This window comes from Sphingobacterium sp. (genome assembly GCF_032065005.1).
In the GTDB taxonomy this organism is placed as follows: Bacteria; Bacteroidota; Bacteroidia; order Sphingobacteriales; family Sphingobacteriaceae; genus Sphingobacterium.
Map to the genome: position 1 here is coordinate 88,564 of NZ_DAMBMM010000008.1, position 18,331 is coordinate 106,894.

Genomic DNA, 18,331 nt, shown 5'->3' on the forward strand with positions numbered 1-18,331 from the left:
TATGTTGTTGAAAGAGTTGCTACATGCCATTCCGGTAATTGATTACCGAGGGTCTCTGGACACAGAGGTTAGCTCGCTATGCTTGGATTCAAGAAAGGCGGTTAAGGGCAGTGCGTTTGTGGCAGTTCGTGGGCATCAGACCGATGGACACCTTTTCGTCAATAAGGCGATTGAATTAGGTGCTTCCGTGGTGCTGGTAGAAGAATTACCAGAGGAGATCAAGGAAGATGTAGTGTATGTGGTAGTCGGCGATTCGGCTTATGCATTGGGTGTAATGGCCTCTACATTTTACGGAAATCCATCCTCGAAATTGAAGTTAGTGGGCGTGACAGGTACCAATGGGAAAACGACCGTGGCTACCTTGCTCTTCAACCTGTTCAGCAGATTGGGTTTTCATGTAGGCCTGTTGTCTACGGTGCAGAACCAGATCGGTGAGCGCATTGTTGAAGCGACCCATACCACTCCAGATCCCATTTCATTGAATTCCCTGTTGAAGGAAATGGTGGAAGATGGATGTGACTACTGTTTTATGGAAGTGAGTTCGCATGCTGTTGTTCAGCAGCGTATCGCCGGGTTGAAATTTGCGGGTGGCATCTTTACCAATATCACGCATGATCACTTGGACTTCCATGGAACTTTCGCCAACTATATCAAGGCGAAGAAAAAGTTCTTTGATGATTTAGACAGATATGCATTTGCATTGACCAATATCGATGATAAAAACGGTCAGGTGATGCTTCAGAATACATTTGCCCATAAGAAAACCTATGGCTTGCACCAAATGGCAGACTTTAAGGCAAAGATCTTGGAAAGCCATTTTGATGGGATGTTGCTGCAGGTGGACGGACAGGAAGTGTGGGTGAAACTGGTCGGCGATTTCAATGCCTATAACCTATTGGCAGTGTTCGGTGCTTCCATTTTATTGGAGCAGGAGACTGTGAAGGTGTTGATGGCTTTGAGCGAGATCACAGGTGCTGAGGGACGTTTTGAAACCTTGAAGTCGACAACAGGTGTGGTTGCCATTGTGGACTATGCACATACCCCCGATGCGGTGGAAAATGTACTGGAAACCATTGGCGGATTGAGAAAGCCTGGTCAACAGATCCTGACGGTGTTGGGTTGCGGTGGAGACCGTGATAAAACTAAACGCCCAGAGATGGCTGAAGTAGCATCCAGATTGAGCGATAAAGTGGTCCTGACTTCGGACAATCCGAGAACGGAAGATCCTGCTTCCATTATCAAAGAGATGGAAGTTGGTATTCCTGGAGAAAAGCGCAAAAATGTTTTCTCGATTACAGATAGAAGAGAGGCAATCCGTGCTGCTTTCCATCTAGCACAACCTGGAGATGTAATCTTGGTCGCTGGAAAAGGACATGAGAAATACCAAGATATCAACGGGGTGAAAAATCACTTTGACGATAAAGAGGAATTAATAAAGATTTTTAACGAACATAATTAGACTGCATGCTTTACTATTTATTCACTTGGCTTAACGAGCACGTACATATTCCAGGTGCTGGATTATTCCAATATATCTCGTTTCGTACGGCCATGGCAGTTATCCTTTCGTTAATCATCACAACTGTATTTGGTAGCCGATTGATTCGTTTACTGCATCAAAAACAAGTGGGAGAGACCATCCGTGATTTAGGATTGGAAGGTGAGAAGAAAAAACAAGGAACCCCTACAATGGGAGGTCTGATCATCATTGCCGGTATCTTGATCCCAACATTGCTCTTTGCAAAACTGGATAATATCTACATCATCCTGATGATCATTACAACGATCTGGATGGGTGCAATCGGATTCTTGGATGACTACATCAAAGTGTTCCGTAAGAATAAAGAAGGATTGGCTGGTAAGTTTAAGGTGATTGGTCAAGTGGGATTGGGTGTTTTGATCGCGATCACGATGTATTTCCATCCGGAGATTGTAGCTAGACAGCAAGTAGCAAATCCTACTTCCTCAAAACCGGTGGAAGTGATCATCAATCCATCAACTGGGGAGAAGACCTATGCGGAGAATGTGAAGTCTACCAAGACGAACATTCCTTTTTACAAAAACAATGAGTTCGATTACGCCAAAGTGTTGGACGTATTCGGTATCAATAGCCCTTTGGCAACGTTCTTTGTTTTCTTGGTTGTTGTCGTGTTTATCATTACGGCGGTCTCCAATGGAGCGAATATTACAGATGGGATCGATGGCCTCGCCACGGGAACTTCCGCTATTATGGGGATTACCTTGGCCATATTGGCCTATGTATCCGGTAACATCATTTTTGCGGATTACCTAAACATTATGTTTATCCCGAATTCGGGTGAGCTGGTAATTTTCGCGGGTGCATTTGTTGGAGCCTGTACAGGTTTCCTTTGGTACAATGCCTACCCTGCACAGGTATTTATGGGAGATACGGGTAGTTTGGCGATTGGTGGTATCATTGCTGCCTTCGCGATCCTGATCCGTAAAGAATTATTGATTCCGGTATTGTGTGGTATTTTCTTGATCGAGAATCTATCGGTTATCCTTCAGGTTTCTTATTTCAAGTATACCAAGAAGAAATATGGCGAAGGTAGAAGGATTTTCCTGATGTCGCCTTTGCACCACCATTATCAGAAGAAGGGTTACCATGAGTCCAAGATCGTGACGCGATTTGTGATTGTGTCGATCATGCTGGCCATACTAACCATAGTTACATTGAAAGTAAGATAGTAGAAGAAGATGTCGAATATAGCACATACATATTACCCTCAAACTGGCCGCTTAGTAATTTTGGGCGCAGGCGAGAGTGGAGTTGGTGCAGCGATCCTGGGTAAGGATAAGGGTTTTGATGTGTTTGTGTCAGATATGGGAACGATAGCTGATACGTATAAAGCCACTTTGGAAAAAGAGGGGATTGCATTTGAAGAGGGGCAACACACACAGGAATTGGTCATCAACGCCGATCTAGTGGTGAAGAGTCCAGGGATTCCAGAGAAGGCTCCTTTGATAAAGGAATTAAGAGGTTTAGGCCTTCCGATCATTTCGGAAATAGAATTTGCAGCTCAATATACGGATGCCAAATTATTGTGCATCACGGGTTCAAACGGAAAGACAACATCAACTTTGTTGACTTACCATATATTGAAGAACGCAGGTCTGAATGTAGGTCTAGCCGGAAATATAGGAAATAGCTTTGCCTTGCAGGTAGCTAGAGAGCAACATGATGCTTACGTTTTGGAGATCTCCAGTTTTATGCTGGATGATATGTACCACTTCCGCGCTGATGTTGCCGTGATTTTGAATATCACACCCGATCATTTGGATCGATATGATTATAAGATGGAGAATTATGTGGCCTCGAAGTTCCGCATGGTACAAAATCAAAAGCCGACGGATTACTTTATCTATTGTAAAGATGATCCGGAGACGATGGCAGCCCTGGAGAAACATCCAACAGCAGCAATGCACCTGCCATTTACACAGGAAGGAACAGTAGATACCGGTGCGTATCTGGACGAGGAGAAGAATTTGAACATTTTAATACCACATAGAGAAGCTTTTATCATGAATATCGAAGAATTATCACTGCAAGGCAAGCACAATGTTTACAACAACATGGCTTCAGGACTGGTTGCTAAGGCTCAGGAATTGAGGAACCAAACGATGAAGGAGAGCATGGGTTCATTTGTGAACGTGGAACACAGATTGGAGCATGTAGCTTGTATCGGTGGGGTTAATTATATCAATGATTCTAAAGCGACCAATGTCAATTCGGTTTGGTATGCGCTGGAGAGTTTCTCTACGGATATCGTGTTGATCATGGGTGGTGTAGATAAAGGCAACGACTATGAAATGTTGAAAGACCTTGTGAAATCAAAGGTGAAAGCGATCATCTGTATCGGTAAGGATACGGGCCGCATTCATGAGGCTTTTGAGGATGATACGGACGTAATCGTCAATAGCGCCTCGATGAGTGATGCTGTTCAGATCGCATCTCATTTGGCTAAGAAAGGTGATACCGTATTGTTATCGCCAGCATGTGCCAGCTTTGACTGGTTCAAGAACTACGAAGATCGTGGTGACAAATTTAAGGAAGCAGTAATGACTTTATAATTAGGAGGACAATGGAATACATTTTTTCTAAACTAAAAGGCGATAAATGGATCTGGATCATTGTGATCTTGCTATCCATTTGGTCACTATTAGCTGTTTATAGCTCCGTAGGCACCTTGGCATACAAGGAAGGAAAGGGTACAGAACTTTATTTATTCAAGCACCTTTTCATCGTTGTTGCTGGTTTAGTGATGATGTATCTATCACATAAGCTGGATTACCGCTACTATGCTGGGATTTCCAAGTTATTGATGGTAGTCACGATTCCATTGTTGTTATATACCCTTGTTTTCGGTAGCAAGGTAAATGATGCCAGTCGTTGGTTGACCATTCCGGTGATCAATCAGACTTTCCAGACTTCGGATTTGGCGAAATTGGCTTTGATTACCTTCTTGGCGAGGATGCTGTCCCGCAAACAAGAGGAGATCAAGGACGTGAAGAAATCCTTTATTCCGATTATGGGAGCGGTTTGTTTTGTGTTCGTATTGATCGCTTGGGCAAACCTTTCGACAGCCTTGATGCTGTTTGGGGTTAGTGTATTGTTGTTGTTGATCGGTCGTATCAGTTTCAAACAGATTGCAGTGGTGTGTATGGGCGGTGGAGTGCTGTTGATGCTGGTGATCTTTATGGGGCCTAGACGTGCTACTTATATCAGCCGTATTCAAGGTTTCTTCAATACGGAAGAAGTACACGAAGGGAAAGGGTCCTTTCAGGATGATAAAAACTACCAGGCAAACAATGCCAAGATAGCGATCGCTACGGGTGAGATGTTTGGTAAAGGTGTCGGTAACAGTGTTCAGCGTAACGTGTTGCCTCACCCATATTCAGATTTTATTTTCGCCATTATCATTGAGGAGTATGGCACGATCGGAGGGGCGGTGTTGCTCTTCCTGTACATAGCATTGATGTATCGATGTATCCGGATTGTCACCTTAAGTCCGCGGGCCTTCGGGGCATTTCTGGCAGCCGGCTTGGGCTTCAGTCTGACGATTCAGGCTTTGGCAAACATGGCGGTTGCCGTTGGTCTAGGGCCAGTGACCGGGGTTCCACTTCCGTTAGTGAGTATGGGGGGAACATCGATCTTGTTTACGAGTGTAGCCTTAGGGATCATCCTAAGTGTGAGCCGTAATGTTGAAGAGTTGAAAGTTAAAGAAGAAAAAGAAGTTGTAAAGGCTCCACGCAAAGTGGTAGTTGGCTCAATTTAATTGAATATTGAATGGCGCATCGAGTAATCATAAGTGGTGGTGGAACCGGAGGACATATCTTCCCGGCGATAGCGATAGCCAATGCGTTAAAAAACCTGTCTCCAGATATTGAGATCCTGTTTGTAGGAGCCAATGGCAAGATGGAGATGGAAAGAGTACCGGCAGCGGGATATGAAATCGTAGGACTGGATATCGTTGGGATCAACCGTCAGTCCTTACTGAAAAATATTAGTCTTCCATTCAAGATGTTGAAAAGCTTGTGGAAGGCGAGGAAAGTTCTTAAAGAGTTTAAAGCGGAAGCAGCGATTGGTGTTGGCGGTTATGCATCTGGGCCATTATTGATGATGGCAAATATGATGGGATTGCCGACTGTAATCCAAGAGCAGAATTCCTTTGCTGGGGTGACCAACAAAAAGTTGGGTGCTAAGGCCAAAAAGATCTGTGTTGCCTATGAAGGCATGGAAAGGTTCTTTCCGGCAGACCGTGTTTTGTTGACTGGTAATCCGATCCGTAAATCTTCAGTAGCCATTGAAGGTAAAAGAGAAGAAGCTATCCATGCTTTTGGATTGGACCTGGACAAGAAAACCTTGTTGGTTACAGGTGGAAGCCTTGGCGCATTGACCTTGAATGATAGCATAAAAGCCGGTTTGGAGAAACTGGTGGCAGCTGGGATTCAGGTAATCTGGCAATGTGGTAGTTACTACTACGAGAAATTGAATGCTGAACTGGCAGATCAGTTACCGGAGTCCATCAAGTTGATGCCATTCTTGGAGCGTATGGATTATGCTTATGCAGCAGCTGATGTAATCGTAGCGAGAGCAGGAGCAGGAACCATATCAGAACTATGTGTGGTAGGAAAGCCAGTGGTCTTGGTGCCATCGCCAAATGTAGCGGATGACCATCAGACCAAGAATGCAAATGCGCTGGTTGAAAAGGATGCTGCCCTGATGGTGAAAGATAATGTGGCTCGTGAAGAGCTGGTGCCTACGGTCTTGGCTTTGTTTCAGGATGAAAGCCAGCAGAAGGAACTAGGTGAACATATTCTGAAATTGGCTTTGGCTGATGCAGATGAGGTTATCGCACAAGAAGTATTGAGTATAATAGAAAATAGAAAATGAATATCGACAAAATAAAAAGAGTTTATCTACTGGGTATCGGCGGAATCGGCATGAGCGGATTGGCTCGTTATTTTAGTCGTTTGGGCTGTGAGGTCGCCGGTTATGACCGTACCTCAACAGAGCTTACCAGAACTTTGGAAGCGGAAGGCATGCCAATCAGTTATGCTGATGATGTGGATTCGGTTCCTGCTTCTTTTAAATCGGCAAGCGATGAAACCCTGATCATTTTCACACCTGCTATTCCAAAGGATCTAAAATTGAAAGCGTTTTTTGTTGATCATGGACATGAACTGTTCAAACGCTCTCAAGTCCTTGGTTTTATCTCTGCAAGTAGATTTACCATTGCAGTTGCAGGTACACATGGAAAGACAACAACTTCGACCATGGTAGCACATGTTTTGAAACATTCTGGTTTTGATTGCTCAGCCTTCCTTGGCGGAATCAGTACCAATTATCAAAACAATGTTCTCTTTGGAGAAAATGATGTAGTGGTGGTTGAGGCCGATGAATATGATCGCTCATTCCTGACCCTGCATCCGAATATTGCCATCGTGACTTCTGCGGATGCGGATCACTTGGATATCTACGGCGATCCTCAGGAGTTGATTACTTCTTTTGAGATGTTCTTGGATAGGGTCGTAGATGGCGGAAAGAAAATCGTAAAGGTTGGATTGCCTTTTTCAGGTGATATCAGCTATGCAAGGGAGCAGGTTTGTGATGCCTATGCTGAAAACGTAAGGGTGGAAAATGGAGAATTCTATTTTGATTACCACTCTGCAGATTTAGTAATCAAGGATATCCATTTGGGAATTCCAGGATTGCACAATGTTGAAAATGCAGTTGCGGCCATTACGGTTGCTCATCTTTTGGATATCTCTGCTGATAAAATCGTTGCGGCATTATCTGATTTCCAAGGCGTGAAAAGACGCTTTGAATATATCGTGAAGTCTGATAAGAATGTGTACATCGATGATTATGCACATCATCCAGAAGAGTTGAGGGCATTTTTGACCTCAATGAAAAAACTGTACCCAACAAAGAAATTGACGGTAGTTTTTCAACCGCACCTTTTCAGTAGGACCAGGGATTTTGTGGATGGCTTTGCAGAAGTGTTGGCCTTGGCAGATGAGTTGCTATTGATGGAAATCTATCCAGCAAGGGAATTGCCAATCCCAGGTGTTGACTCAACATGGTTGCTGAACAAGATCGAATTGGACAACAAGCGTTTGGTAAGCCCTGAGGAAGTTCTGGAAATCGTGAAAACAGAAGACCCAGAATTATTGGTAACCGTTGGAGCTGGAGATATTGACAAATTGGTGAAACCTCTTAAAGAAGAATTGAACCATGCTAAATAGAATAAGAAATATACAATGGCGTCAAGTAGGCTATTTTTTCTTAGGATTAGTGGCCATCGTTGGTGTCGGCATGTTGATGAGCTTGGTCAACAAGAAAGACCAAGTGCAAGAATGCACCGCACTAAAAGTGATGGTAGAAGGAAAAGAAACTTTCATTGATCAGAATGATATTTCATCGATGATCAAAGAGAAGTTTGGAGCAGTGGTTGGCAAGCAATTGAACCAATTGCCATTGCAACAGATCGAAACGGAATTGAAAAAATCGCCATATGTATCCAATGCTGATGTTCATATGGATATGGATGGTACAATGCGCGTTTCCGTTCAGCAGCGCGAGGTTGTTGTCAGGATCATCAATCAAGGTGGGCAAGAGTTCTATGTAGACTCCAAAGGAAATAAGATTCCGGTGACCTTAAAATATGTTCCGCATGTCATGGTGGCAAACGGGAATATCAAAGAAGGCTATAAGAAGTCTTTGGAGCCTGTACAGAGCCAATTGGTGAAAGACCTGGTGAGGATCGTTGAGGAAACAAAAGCAGATGAGCTATGGAGCAATCAGATCGTCCAACTCTATGTCAATGATGAGAGGGACATCGAAATCGTTCCTAGAGTGGGCAGCCAACAATTGATCATCGGAAATGCAGACTCTTTAAGCTACAAGTTGGACCGTTTGAAAAAGTTCTATACGCATATCCTTCCAAGAGTAGGATCCGATGCATACAGCAAGGTGAACGTGAAGTATAGTGGACAGATTGTCTGCGAGCGCAAGGGCGATTGGTTTATCGATAGCCTGCAAATGAAAATTAACAAGAAGATTTAAGAAACAAATTACATACAGCATCAAACACAGCATATGAAACCTAGAATTGTAGAAAATGAAAAAGAAAATCCAATTATCGTTGGATTGGACATCGGTACGACAAAGATCTGCGTAACTGTAGGTCGTCGTAGTGGATCGAACAAGGTTGAGTTATTAGGTGTAGGGAAAGCGGAATCTGCCGGCGTAAATCGTGGAGTTGTTGCCAACATCCAGAAGACCGTTACTAGTATCCGTGAGGCTGTTGCTGTGGCTGAAGGTCAATCCAATGTTGACATCAAAGTTGTCAATGTAGGTATTGCCGGACAGCACATCAAGAGTATCCAACACCGTGGTATTTTAACAAAGAATGACGATGATGAAATCGGACGCCTAGATATCGAGCGTTTAATCTCGGACATGTACAAATTGGTACTGCCTCCGGGAGAAGAGATCATCCATGTCTTGCCACAAGAATTTACCATCGACAACGAACCTGGTATCAAGGAACCTATCGGTATGGCGGGAAGAAGAGTGGAGGCAAACTTCCATATCATCTCTGGTCGTGTTACCGATATCAAGAACATCAAGAGATGTGTGGACAACTCGGACCTTGAAGTTTCTGAATTGATTCTTGAACCTCTTGCATCATCCGAGGCTGTGTTGGATGAAGAGGAAAAGACTGCAGGTGTTGTGTTGGTGGATATCGGTGGTGGAACTACCGACGTTGCTATCTTCCATGAGGGCATCATCCGTCATACGGCTGTTATTCCTTTGGGAGGAAATATCGTTACGGAAGATATCCGTCAAGGTTGTGCCGTATTGCGCAATCAAGCTGAGCAATTGAAAGTACGTTACGGATCAGCTTTAGCCGATGAGAACAAAGAGAACGAGGTTATCTGTGTACCTGGTATCAGAGGAAGAGAAGCTAAAGAAATTTCCGTTAAGAACTTAGCATATATCATTCAAGCGAGAATGGAAGAGATCATCGAGCACGTGTTCTACGAAATCAAATCGTCAGGTTATGAAGACAAATTGATTGCAGGGATCGTGATCACCGGTGGTGGAGCACAATTGAAGCACTTGGTTCAATTGGTTGAATATATCACAGGAATCGATTGTCGCATTGGATACCCGAATGAATACCTTGCAAAAACCGATATGTTGAATAAACAGGCTTTCGAAGAATTGAAGAGCCCATTGTATGCAACCGGTATTGGTCTATTGATCAAAGGGATTCAGTCGATCGAGGAAGAAGAGAAAAGGAATGAAGAGAAATTCATCAAAAAGACTGCGCCAACACAAGGAAAAGTGAAAGAAGGCGTTAAAGAAATAGCGGAAGGTCAAAACAAAAAAGAAGGGTGGTTGACTCGTTTTTTAGGCGATTGGATCAAAGATGGGGCGGATATAGACGACGACACATTCATCGGTAAGAAATAATTATCAACATCGACTTGTTTTTTCCACATTTTAACAAATGTGGAAAACTCTTGTTAAGAATTTGGTAATATTACATTAGAATTGTTGACTTGCGTTGTGTTAACGTAAAGGCTTGATGAAGAATTAAATAGGATAAAATATATGTCGATACAATTTGAAATGTTAAAGGAGAACTCATCAATTATCAAGGTAATTGGTGTAGGTGGGGGCGGCGGAAACGCAGTCAATCACATGTATAAGCAAGGAATTAGTGGTGTTGATTTCATAGTTTGCAATACAGATGCGCAAGCTTTGGAGCTTAGCCCTATTCCAAACAAGGTGCAATTGGGAGCGAGTCTTACAGAAGGTATGGGTGCTGGCGCTGATCCTGATGTTGGTGAAAACTCAGCTATCGAAAGTATTGAGGATATCAAACGCATGTTGGGTACCAATACAAAGATGCTTTTCATTACTGCAGGAATGGGTGGTGGTACTGGTACTGGAGCTAGTCCGGTGCTTGCCAAGGCAGCAAAGGAATTAGGAATCTTGACCGTTGCTATCGTTACAACTCCATTCACATTCGAAGGTAAACGTCGTCGTATGCAAGCAGAAGACGGTTTGGGAGAACTTCGCAAATACGTTGACTCTTATCTAGTTATTTCAAACGACCGTTTGCGCGAAATCTTCGGAAACCTGACGATGACGGCTGCATTTGCGAAAGCAGATGATATCTTGACCACTGCGGCCAAAGGTATAGCAGAAATCATCACCATCCCAGGATATGTAAACGTCGATTTCAAGGACGTTCGTACCGTAATGAACGATTCTGGTGTTGCGATCATGGGTAATGCTGTGGCAACAGGTGAACAACGTGCATTAGATGCTGTAACAGGCGCGTTGGCATCACCATTATTAAAAGACAATGAAATTGAAGGTGCTCGTTACATCCTATTGAACATTACTTCCGGTACCCGTGAAGTAACCATGGATGAGGTGGCGATCATTACAGACTATATCCAAGAAAAAGCTGGCCTTTCGGCTGACTTAATCTGGGGTAACTGTATCGATGCAAACTACGAAGAGGAACTTTCCGTAACCATAATCGCTACTGGTTTTCAGACTTCTGAAGAGCGTGTGAAGGAAAAAGAAATGGAAAAGATTGCCATTCCTTTGACTCCTGAGGTATCGACTTCAGCTTTCGTTAAACCGGTAACGACCAATCAGTTCGTGGATAGAAGCAATACTGAAGCTAGTGCTTTTGTGAAGCCTAGTACACCAATTGACTCGCCATCGAATCAAGCTCCACAGAGCGACTTGTTTTCAAACAAAGCAGCAGTAGCTGCCCAACAAGCAAATGCAGTGGAAAAAAACGAATCTCAAATCGTTCGCCATACATTGGAATTAGATGATAACTCTGATGTAGAAGAAATTGAGGAAGATCCAAATCCACATGGATTTGAATTAAAGACTTCGCCATCACTGTTCGAGTTCAAGTTGCCTACTGTATTTGATACATACAAACCTACTGAAGAGAAGGAAGAGCCAACTCCAGAACCAGTGAACGAAGTTGTTCAGCCAAAAGCTGAAATCGAGTTGGAAGAAGCGAAAAAAGAAGAAACTAATTTCGAAGATCAGTTGTTGAAAACCAAGGAGCGTATCCTTCGTCTGAAAGAACTGAGCATGAAGTTGAAGTCTTCAAATGGTCTTCAAGAGCTTGAGAATGAGCCAGCTTACAAAAGAAAGCAAAAAACATTGGATGATGTTCCTCATTCCTCAGAATCTCAGGTTTCCCGTTTCACCCTATCTTTTGATGATGGTGAGACTGAAATCAGACCGAACAACTCCTTTCTACACGATAATGTAGATTAATCTTATCCTATTTAATAAATAAAGGGTGGCTTGAAAAGGTCACCTTTTTTGTTTTTTAGATTTTGTTTATAGAAAAAAGATGCTAATTTTAAGTGAGTTACTATTAAAAACTATAAATAAATCTAAAAGTTATGGCAAGTATTGATAAATTCAAGGAGTTGAAGTCTCTAATTGACGGATTAGAAAATGACGCAGACAAGTTTTTTGCAAAAGGGAATAGTGCCGCTGGTACACGAGTGAGAAAAGGCCTGCAGGATATCAAGACATTAGCTCAAGATCTACGCCTAGGAATCCAAGGTCTGAAAAACAAGAAATAAAGATCTTTAAACCCTATTAAGAACTAAGCCCATTATTGGGCTTTTTTTATGTGTATATTCGAATAAACTAGATATAAGATGAAACAGATCCAGAATCCCATTTGGTTGATGAGCTCCGCATACGACCAGCTTGGACAATCCGAACTATTAGATACTGCTGTCCAATTAGGTGCGCAGGGAATCGATCTCTGTGTGTTCCGTAAGGATGGTTCCAGGGTTGACCATACCGCTACCCATTTGGATTATGAAGGCTTCGGTCCAGAGGAGGCCAAAAGAACCTTGGAAGCCTTCAATAACAAAGGGCTAAGGCTGTCTTTGGGAGCCTTTGAGAACATGATCGGTGGTGATGAGGGGGAAAGGCTGAAAAACCAGGACCATCTCTTAAAACTGATTAGAATAGCTCATTTGCTGGGTGGAGATGAAAACAACGTCATGGTGGGGACATTCGTAGGTTATAACCATGAGTTGGGTAACCAGATCGATGGCTTCCAAAAGAACCTGGATGAATATAAGCGGGTTTTTGAGCCTATCATCCGCTATGCTGAAGACCTGGGCGTCACGCTGGTCTACGAAAACTGTCCGATGGAAGGCTGGCGTTCCTCTCGTTACACCAGTACCTTCAACAACCTACCCGGCGTATTGGCAGCTCGCAAACTAATGTACGCGATGATCCCCAGCAAGGCACATGGAGAGATCTATGATCCTTCCCATGATATCTGGCAGAATACGGATCCCGTGAAGGTGATTGAGGAAATGGATATCGAACGATTGAAGCGGGTGCACGTGAAAACCAGCAGGATGCTGAGCAGCAAGGCTAGGGTAGAGTGGGGCGGTATGTATCCCATGCAGCAGGTGGATGCTGAACTTGCTAAACTAGCGGGTGTCAGTGTACCCCAGAGCGATTGGGACCGTCATCATTATACTGCGATGCTTCCGGGTTTTGGAGGAACAGATGATATGGACTGGAACAGCTTTGTGGAGGTTCTGCACGAGCGCGGCTTTTCAGGGCCCTTTGAAATTGAAAACGAAGCGAAGAACTCCAAGGACACGCACAATATGGCAGCGATCAACCAAGGCGCCAAAGCTTGTATCAGCTTCCTTTCACCATTGCTCTGGAAGCTAGATGCCAATGGATATGCATTTACCGAGCAGAAGCCTTTAAATATAGTTTCGCGAGAAGACATTGCCGTAAAGAGCATGGCTGATCTGACCTAAGGGTGATTGACTCCTAGGTAGAAGATAAAAAAATAAGGAATAACCGTTCGGTTATTCCTTATCTGCGTTCATTTTGAACAGCGATATCAAATCTGGGATGTTGTGCACACCCAGTTTCTCGAAAATTCTACTCTTATAGGTACTCACTGTGGACGAGCTCAGGTTCAACCTGTTTGAAACCTCGATGATCCCCAATCCTTCAATTAAGTGTCTTGCCACGTCCATTTCGCGATTAGAAAGTTTGTACAGAGGATTCAGGCTGTCCACCTTGGATTTACTGGTCGTCAGTTTCTGAACATACAGGTCCTTAATGGCTTCTGACATATAGCGTCCACGTTCAAAAATGCTATTGATGGCATTGGTGAATTCGGTCATGCTAGTCGTTTTATTGACATAGCCCGCAGCACCAGCCTCTATATAGCGAAGGGCGTACAAGGTCTCGTCATAAGAAGAAAAGACTAAGATTTTTAAGTCAGGTTGAATGTCCAACAACTCCTTGATCACCTTGATGTTATTTCCTCCCGGCATATTGATATCTAGGAGAAGTAAATCAAAATGTGTTGTCTTTAATTGTGCAAATACCTCATCATATGTTTGCGCATGGACTATCTCAACCGCTTTTAAAGTCTCCTTAATGGCAGTTGACACCCCCAGTCGGACAATAATATGGTCGTCGGCTATTAATATTTTTTTCATAAAGTTATTACACAAATTACCCTAGATTCACATGATTTTTTTGAATTTCTCAACGTATGGATTTGGGTTGAAAAATTGTATTTAGTAGTTAATTTGTTTCCTCAAATATAATAATTTTATATGTATTCGTTCTCTTTAAAAATTAATTTAAAGTTTTGTGCTCTGCCTTCATGGTAGAAGTACCTAGTATACAATAAAAATACTCATTTATTTTGAAAATAATTTTAGTTTGTGAATGTAAACCGCTTTTTTTGTAAGATATTCAATACATTACACAACTATTAAGGGAAAAACAATTTAAACATATTATATTCACTTTTAGACTATTTAACTTATGGGATTTTTAAAAGAATTTAAAGAATTCGCTATGCGCGGCAGCGTGATTGATCTAGCTGTCGGTGTTGTTATCGGTGGCGCGTTTGGAAAAATCGTTACCTCCTTGGTCGATGATATCATCATGCCTCCTATTGGATTCATCACCGGTGGTGTAGATTTCTCCGCCATGAAATATGTTATCAAAGAAGGAAACGAAGCAGCAGGTGTTGCCGAAGTGGCCGTAACATATGGTAACTTCATCAACGTGTTGATCCAGTTCCTGATCATTGCTTTCTGTATTTTCTTGGTGATTAAAGGGATCAATTCTTTGAAAAAAGAAGAACCAAAAGAACCAGAAGCAGCTCCAGCTCCTACAAAAGAGGAAGCATTGCTTGCTGAGATCCGCGATATTTTAAAAAATAAATAAGCATAAAATATATGCTCTAAAGCAAATTATGAGGGTTATTGGCCCAAATAATTTGCTTTTTTTTATTTATTAGATTTAGAGTGTTGCGTATGTGTGAAATAAACTTTATTTTTGCATTCCTCTTTTGAGGGATAATTTGATTAAAAGTATTAAAACAAGCATAAAAGCGTCATGAAGAGAACATTTCAACCTTCGCAAAGAAAAAGAAGAAATAAACACGGATTCAGAGAGCGTATGAGCTCTGCAAATGGTAGAAGAGTACTTGCTGCTCGTAGAGCAAAAGGAAGAAAACGCCTTTCAGTTTCTGACGAAAGCCGTCACAAAGGTTAATCTTGCGCTCGCCGGTGATATAGGGACCGCGCTGTTTTAGCCGGCTTTATGGTCATCGTGATGAAAAAATATACATTTAAAAAAGAAGAACGATTATGTAGCAAAAGGTCTATTGACGATCTTTTCCATAATGGTTCTTCTTTTGTTGTATATCCTTTCCGAGTGGTTTACCTTAGCCAGCCCGCCAATCCCGAACAGCAATTCCCCGCTCAGGTCATTACCTCGGTCCCCAAGAAACGCTTCAAAAAAGCAGTGGACCGAAACCGTATCAAAAGACTTACCCGGGAATGTTACAGGCTCGAGAAAGACAAACTCTATTCCTTTTTACAAGATCATTCCTTAAATTTGTTGCTGGCCATTCAGTACGTAAGTAATGAAAAGCTACCTATGGAAACGCTTCAGGGCAAGCTTGGTCAATTGATCGGTAAACTAGAACATGAAATATCTAAATCTAATCTGGGAGAAAGGAATTAAGTTACCCTTAAAGTGGCTTTTTTTGCTCATAATCAAGATTTACCAGCTATTTCTGTCACCATTGCTCGGCGCTAGCTGCCGATATTCCCCAACCTGTTCCCAATACGGCAAAGAAGCAATTCTTAAGCACGGCCCATTCAAGGGCGGTTGGCTCACTATTAAACGTATTGCCCGTTGCAACCCTTGGGGTGGACATGGGCACGATCCAGTTCCTTAATTCACTATGTCAAATTCGTATATCCTTTCCATCGAGACTGCCACCAATCTCTGTTCGGTTTCTCTTTCCAATCATGGTCAAAATCTATTCAGCGTTGTCGGCAATGAACCCAATCTTCATGCGACCAAACTGACCGTTTTCATCCAGGAATTAATGGATAAGGCTGCCATGACCCTTGATCAGCTTGCCGCAGTAGCCGTAAGCATGGGGCCAGGATCCTATACCGGACTGCGAATTGGCGTCTCTACGGCAAAAGGACTGTGTTACGCCTTGGATATCCCGCTTATCGCCAATAATACCTTAGAAGCGCTAAAAGACGGTTTTATGGCCAAATATCCCCAAAGTGATGATAAGGTGCTACTGTTGCCAATGATCGATGCAAGACGGAGAGAGGTTTATACCGCAGTTTTCCGCGCAGACGGAAACCTGTATAAGGAAACCGAAGCCTTGATCATCGATGAACATACATTTGATGGATACCTGAACGAGGGATACCGACTGGTCCTTTTCGGTTCAGGTGCAGATAAGTTTACCCCTACTTTTGAAAATAACGATAAGGTTCAGGTCATCGCTGGCTTCGATTCCATTGCCAACTTCCAGGATGAAGTTTCCTACAGGAAACTGCAGGATCAGAAATTTGAAGATGTGGCCTATTTTGAGCCTTTCTATCTCAAAGATTTTGTGGCTACCACCCCCAAGAAATCCCCTTTATTATAACCATCTTTTCCTTTTGAACCAGATGTAGATCATCAGGGAAACCAAGATCATCAAAATCCAGACTGCAGGATAGCCTAGCAACCAATCCAGCTCGGGCATATATTTGAAGTTCATCCCATATACTCCGACGATAAAGGTCAATGGCATAAAGAACACCGAGATAATGGTCAGGATACGCATGATCTCATTGGTGTGGTTGGATTCTATGTTAAAGTAAACGGAAAGCAACTGAGCCGTATTTTCAGCAATATTCCTATATAGGGTGTTCGTTCTGGAGTAAATGTCCCTCAGGTCCTGCGTATAGATGTTCTGGTATTCCGGCATATGGAAATAGTCCACAATGTCCTTGTACAGGGTTAGGATAATCTTGATGAGGTCCACCTGCCTTTTCAGGTAATATAGCTTCATCAGGAAGGGTTTCCGCTTTCTGTGCAAAAACACGATCTCTTCATAATCATCCAGTTTCTCGGCCAGGTCATTGATCACCAGGTTTTCGAAGGTTTTCAGCGATTGCGATACCAAGCTGTTGACCAAGCTCTTGCTGGACTTCAGCTTTTTATTGGTCTTGTCCAGTTCAATCAGTTCATTGAGCAATGGGATTTCATTCCTGTGGACCGTAATGATGAAATCTTCATCGTAAAAGACCGAAATACGTAAGGTGATATCTGCTAGGGTATCCGAATTTTCCGGAAAGGAATCGGCAATGGAGCGCAGGATCAGGAAGTGGTAGTTGTCGAATTCCTCAATCTTGGGAAGGTGGCCAATTTCCAAGCAGTCCTTGATGGAGGCATCGTTCAGGTCGTATTTTGCCTTGAGTTCGATAAAGTCCTCTAGGGTAGGATCCAGGATCTCGTACCAGTCGTAACCATTTTCTTCTTTTCGGAGGATATGTCGTACCATGTATTTCGTTTAATGATGAAATTTAGTGAGATTCTATCAATTTACAAATTTGATTTGTAAGGATAGGCATGCCTTTGACAGTTTTTTGCGGAACTATAGGGCATAAAAAATGCCCCGATAGATCGGGGCATCTCCATAATATCCTTTACTGCTTATTTTTTATCAGCAGCGCTTTTGTCTTTGTATTCCTTGTTCAGGGCATCTAAAACTTCGTTTGTGATGTCCATTTTCGGATCAGCATACAATACCGCAGGATTGGTTTTTGAATAGGTCAATACCAATTTGTAACCTTTTCCTTCCGAGTGTTTCTTCAGGTGGTCGGTGATGGTGGTGTACACTTTAGTGAATTCAGTCTGTTCTTCTTGCGCAATGGAAGTAGAAGCATTTTGGTCCATGCGGCCCAGGTCATTTTGGTGTCTTACCAAACGCTCTTCCGTAGCTTGACGCTCCGAAGCGCTCATGGTCGCTGCTTTTTGTTGGTATTCAGCAAGTTCACGTTGGTAAGCTTGCCCCTTCGCTTGAAGGTCGCTCTGTGCTTTTTTCACTTTAGCTTCCAATTTAGTGCGAACGTCTTTGAAATATTGGTATTTCTCAGAAAGAGTATCCGAGTTTACATAGGCGATTTTGTCAGTAGGGTCAGGCGTAGTAGCGGTAGTTGTTGCTGCAGATGGTGATTTTTCTGCTTGGGTACTAGCCTGTTGATTACAAGATACGATTGCTGCAGTAGCAACAAGACCTAAGGTAATTTTTAATAGTTTATTCATTCTGTGTTTTATATTTCGATTTTCTTAATGACAAACCTAATATAAAAATTTCAATTATTCTAAAAACGCCGCTATTTCCTATGGAATTTAAATAGTGAAATAATG

Annotated in this window: 19 protein-coding genes; 16 read left to right on the plus strand and 3 right to left on the minus strand. The window is 42.7% G+C overall.

Annotated elements, in window-relative coordinates:
• Position 1 precedes the first annotated feature (1 nt).
• From RT138_RS13525 to RT138_RS13575, 11 genes are all read left to right on the plus strand, one after another.
• Positions 2-1,459, plus strand: a complete 1,458-nt coding sequence (locus RT138_RS13525; protein WP_313191125.1) for a UDP-N-acetylmuramoyl-L-alanyl-D-glutamate--2,6-diaminopimelate ligase — start codon at positions 2-4, stop codon at positions 1,457-1,459.
• Between the two features lie 5 nt (positions 1,460-1,464).
• On the plus strand, positions 1,465-2,709 hold the full coding sequence (gene mraY, locus RT138_RS13530) for a phospho-N-acetylmuramoyl-pentapeptide-transferase (RefSeq protein ID WP_185214338.1): 1,245 nt from the start codon (positions 1,465-1,467) through the stop codon (positions 2,707-2,709).
• Between the two features lie 9 nt (positions 2,710-2,718).
• The gene (gene murD, locus RT138_RS13535; RefSeq protein WP_313191126.1) at positions 2,719-4,092 is read left to right on the plus strand and encodes a UDP-N-acetylmuramoyl-L-alanine--D-glutamate ligase; all 1,374 of its coding nucleotides are present in this window, start codon (positions 2,719-2,721) and stop codon (positions 4,090-4,092) included.
• An 11-nt stretch (positions 4,093-4,103) separates the two neighbouring features.
• The gene (locus RT138_RS13540) at positions 4,104-5,297 is read left to right on the plus strand and encodes an FtsW/RodA/SpoVE family cell cycle protein (protein WP_185214340.1); all 1,194 of its coding nucleotides are present in this window, start codon (positions 4,104-4,106) and stop codon (positions 5,295-5,297) included.
• Between the two features lie 11 nt (positions 5,298-5,308).
• On the plus strand, positions 5,309-6,415 hold the full coding sequence (murG, locus tag RT138_RS13545; RefSeq protein ID WP_313191127.1) for an undecaprenyldiphospho-muramoylpentapeptide beta-N-acetylglucosaminyltransferase: 1,107 nt from the start codon (positions 5,309-5,311) through the stop codon (positions 6,413-6,415).
• On the plus strand, positions 6,412-7,770 hold the full coding sequence (gene murC, locus RT138_RS13550) for a UDP-N-acetylmuramate--L-alanine ligase (protein ID WP_313191128.1): 1,359 nt from the start codon (positions 6,412-6,414) through the stop codon (positions 7,768-7,770). The genes murG and murC overlap by 4 nt, the downstream gene beginning before the upstream one ends.
• Positions 7,760-8,590 carry a cell division protein FtsQ gene (locus RT138_RS13555; RefSeq protein WP_313191129.1) on the plus strand — a complete coding sequence of 277 codons (831 nt, stop codon included), beginning with the start codon at positions 7,760-7,762 and terminating at the stop codon, positions 8,588-8,590. The genes murC and RT138_RS13555 overlap by 11 nt, the downstream gene beginning before the upstream one ends.
• A 33-nt stretch (positions 8,591-8,623) precedes the next feature.
• Entirely contained in the window at positions 8,624-10,006 is a 1,383-nt protein-coding gene (gene ftsA / locus RT138_RS13560) for a cell division protein FtsA (RefSeq protein WP_185214344.1), read from the plus strand.
• 141 nt (positions 10,007-10,147) lie between these two features.
• Positions 10,148-11,854 carry a cell division protein FtsZ gene (gene ftsZ, locus RT138_RS13565; protein ID WP_313191130.1) on the plus strand — a complete coding sequence of 569 codons (1,707 nt, stop codon included), beginning with the start codon at positions 10,148-10,150 and terminating at the stop codon, positions 11,852-11,854.
• Positions 11,855-11,985: 131 nt separating this feature from the next.
• Positions 11,986-12,171: a histone H1 gene (locus RT138_RS13570; protein ID WP_185214346.1), complete on the plus strand. Its 186-nt coding sequence runs from the start codon at positions 11,986-11,988 to the stop codon at positions 12,169-12,171.
• Positions 12,172-12,249: 78 nt separating this feature from the next.
• Entirely contained in the window at positions 12,250-13,386 is a 1,137-nt protein-coding gene (locus RT138_RS13575) for a sugar phosphate isomerase/epimerase (RefSeq protein WP_313191131.1), read from the plus strand.
• A 51-nt stretch (positions 13,387-13,437) separates the two neighbouring features.
• On the opposite strand, the gene RT138_RS13580 is transcribed toward RT138_RS13575, so the two are convergent.
• Positions 13,438-14,082 carry a response regulator transcription factor gene (locus RT138_RS13580; protein ID WP_185214348.1) on the minus strand — a complete coding sequence of 215 codons (645 nt, stop codon included), beginning with the start codon at positions 14,080-14,082 and terminating at the stop codon, positions 13,438-13,440.
• A gap of 334 nt (positions 14,083-14,416) precedes the next feature.
• Here RT138_RS13580 and mscL point away from each other — a divergent pair, with 334 nt between their 5' ends.
• The 5 genes from mscL to tsaB all read left to right on the plus strand — a co-directional run bounded on the left by mscL (position 14,417) and on the right by tsaB (position 16,562).
• Positions 14,417-14,824 carry a large-conductance mechanosensitive channel protein MscL gene (mscL, locus tag RT138_RS13585; protein ID WP_313191132.1) on the plus strand — a complete coding sequence of 136 codons (408 nt, stop codon included), beginning with the start codon at positions 14,417-14,419 and terminating at the stop codon, positions 14,822-14,824.
• Between the two features lie 171 nt (positions 14,825-14,995).
• Positions 14,996-15,154, plus strand: a complete 159-nt coding sequence (gene rpmH / locus RT138_RS13590; protein ID WP_093098370.1) for a 50S ribosomal protein L34 — start codon at positions 14,996-14,998, stop codon at positions 15,152-15,154.
• 60 nt (positions 15,155-15,214) lie between these two features.
• A complete protein-coding gene (locus RT138_RS13595) occupies positions 15,215-15,628 on the plus strand; it encodes a ribonuclease P protein component (protein WP_313191133.1) in 414 nt (137 codons plus the stop codon).
• Positions 15,591-15,845, plus strand: coding sequence for a membrane protein insertion efficiency factor YidD (yidD, locus tag RT138_RS13600; RefSeq protein ID WP_093098368.1), 255 nt, complete (start codon positions 15,591-15,593; stop codon positions 15,843-15,845). Before RT138_RS13595 ends, yidD begins: the two co-directional genes overlap by 38 nt.
• 6 nt (positions 15,846-15,851) lie before the next feature.
• Entirely contained in the window at positions 15,852-16,562 is a 711-nt protein-coding gene (gene tsaB / locus RT138_RS13605; RefSeq protein ID WP_313191134.1) for a tRNA (adenosine(37)-N6)-threonylcarbamoyltransferase complex dimerization subunit type 1 TsaB, read from the plus strand.
• On the opposite strand, the gene RT138_RS13610 is transcribed toward tsaB, so the two are convergent.
• On the minus strand, positions 16,557-17,462 hold the full coding sequence (locus RT138_RS13610) for a CorA family divalent cation transporter (protein ID WP_313191135.1): 906 nt from the start codon (positions 17,460-17,462) through the stop codon (positions 16,557-16,559). The genes tsaB and RT138_RS13610 overlap by 6 nt on opposite strands.
• Positions 17,463-17,614: 152 nt before the next feature.
• Positions 17,615-18,226, minus strand: a complete 612-nt coding sequence (locus RT138_RS13615) for an OmpH family outer membrane protein (RefSeq protein WP_093098363.1) — start codon at positions 18,224-18,226, stop codon at positions 17,615-17,617.
• Positions 18,227-18,331 lie beyond the last annotated feature (105 nt).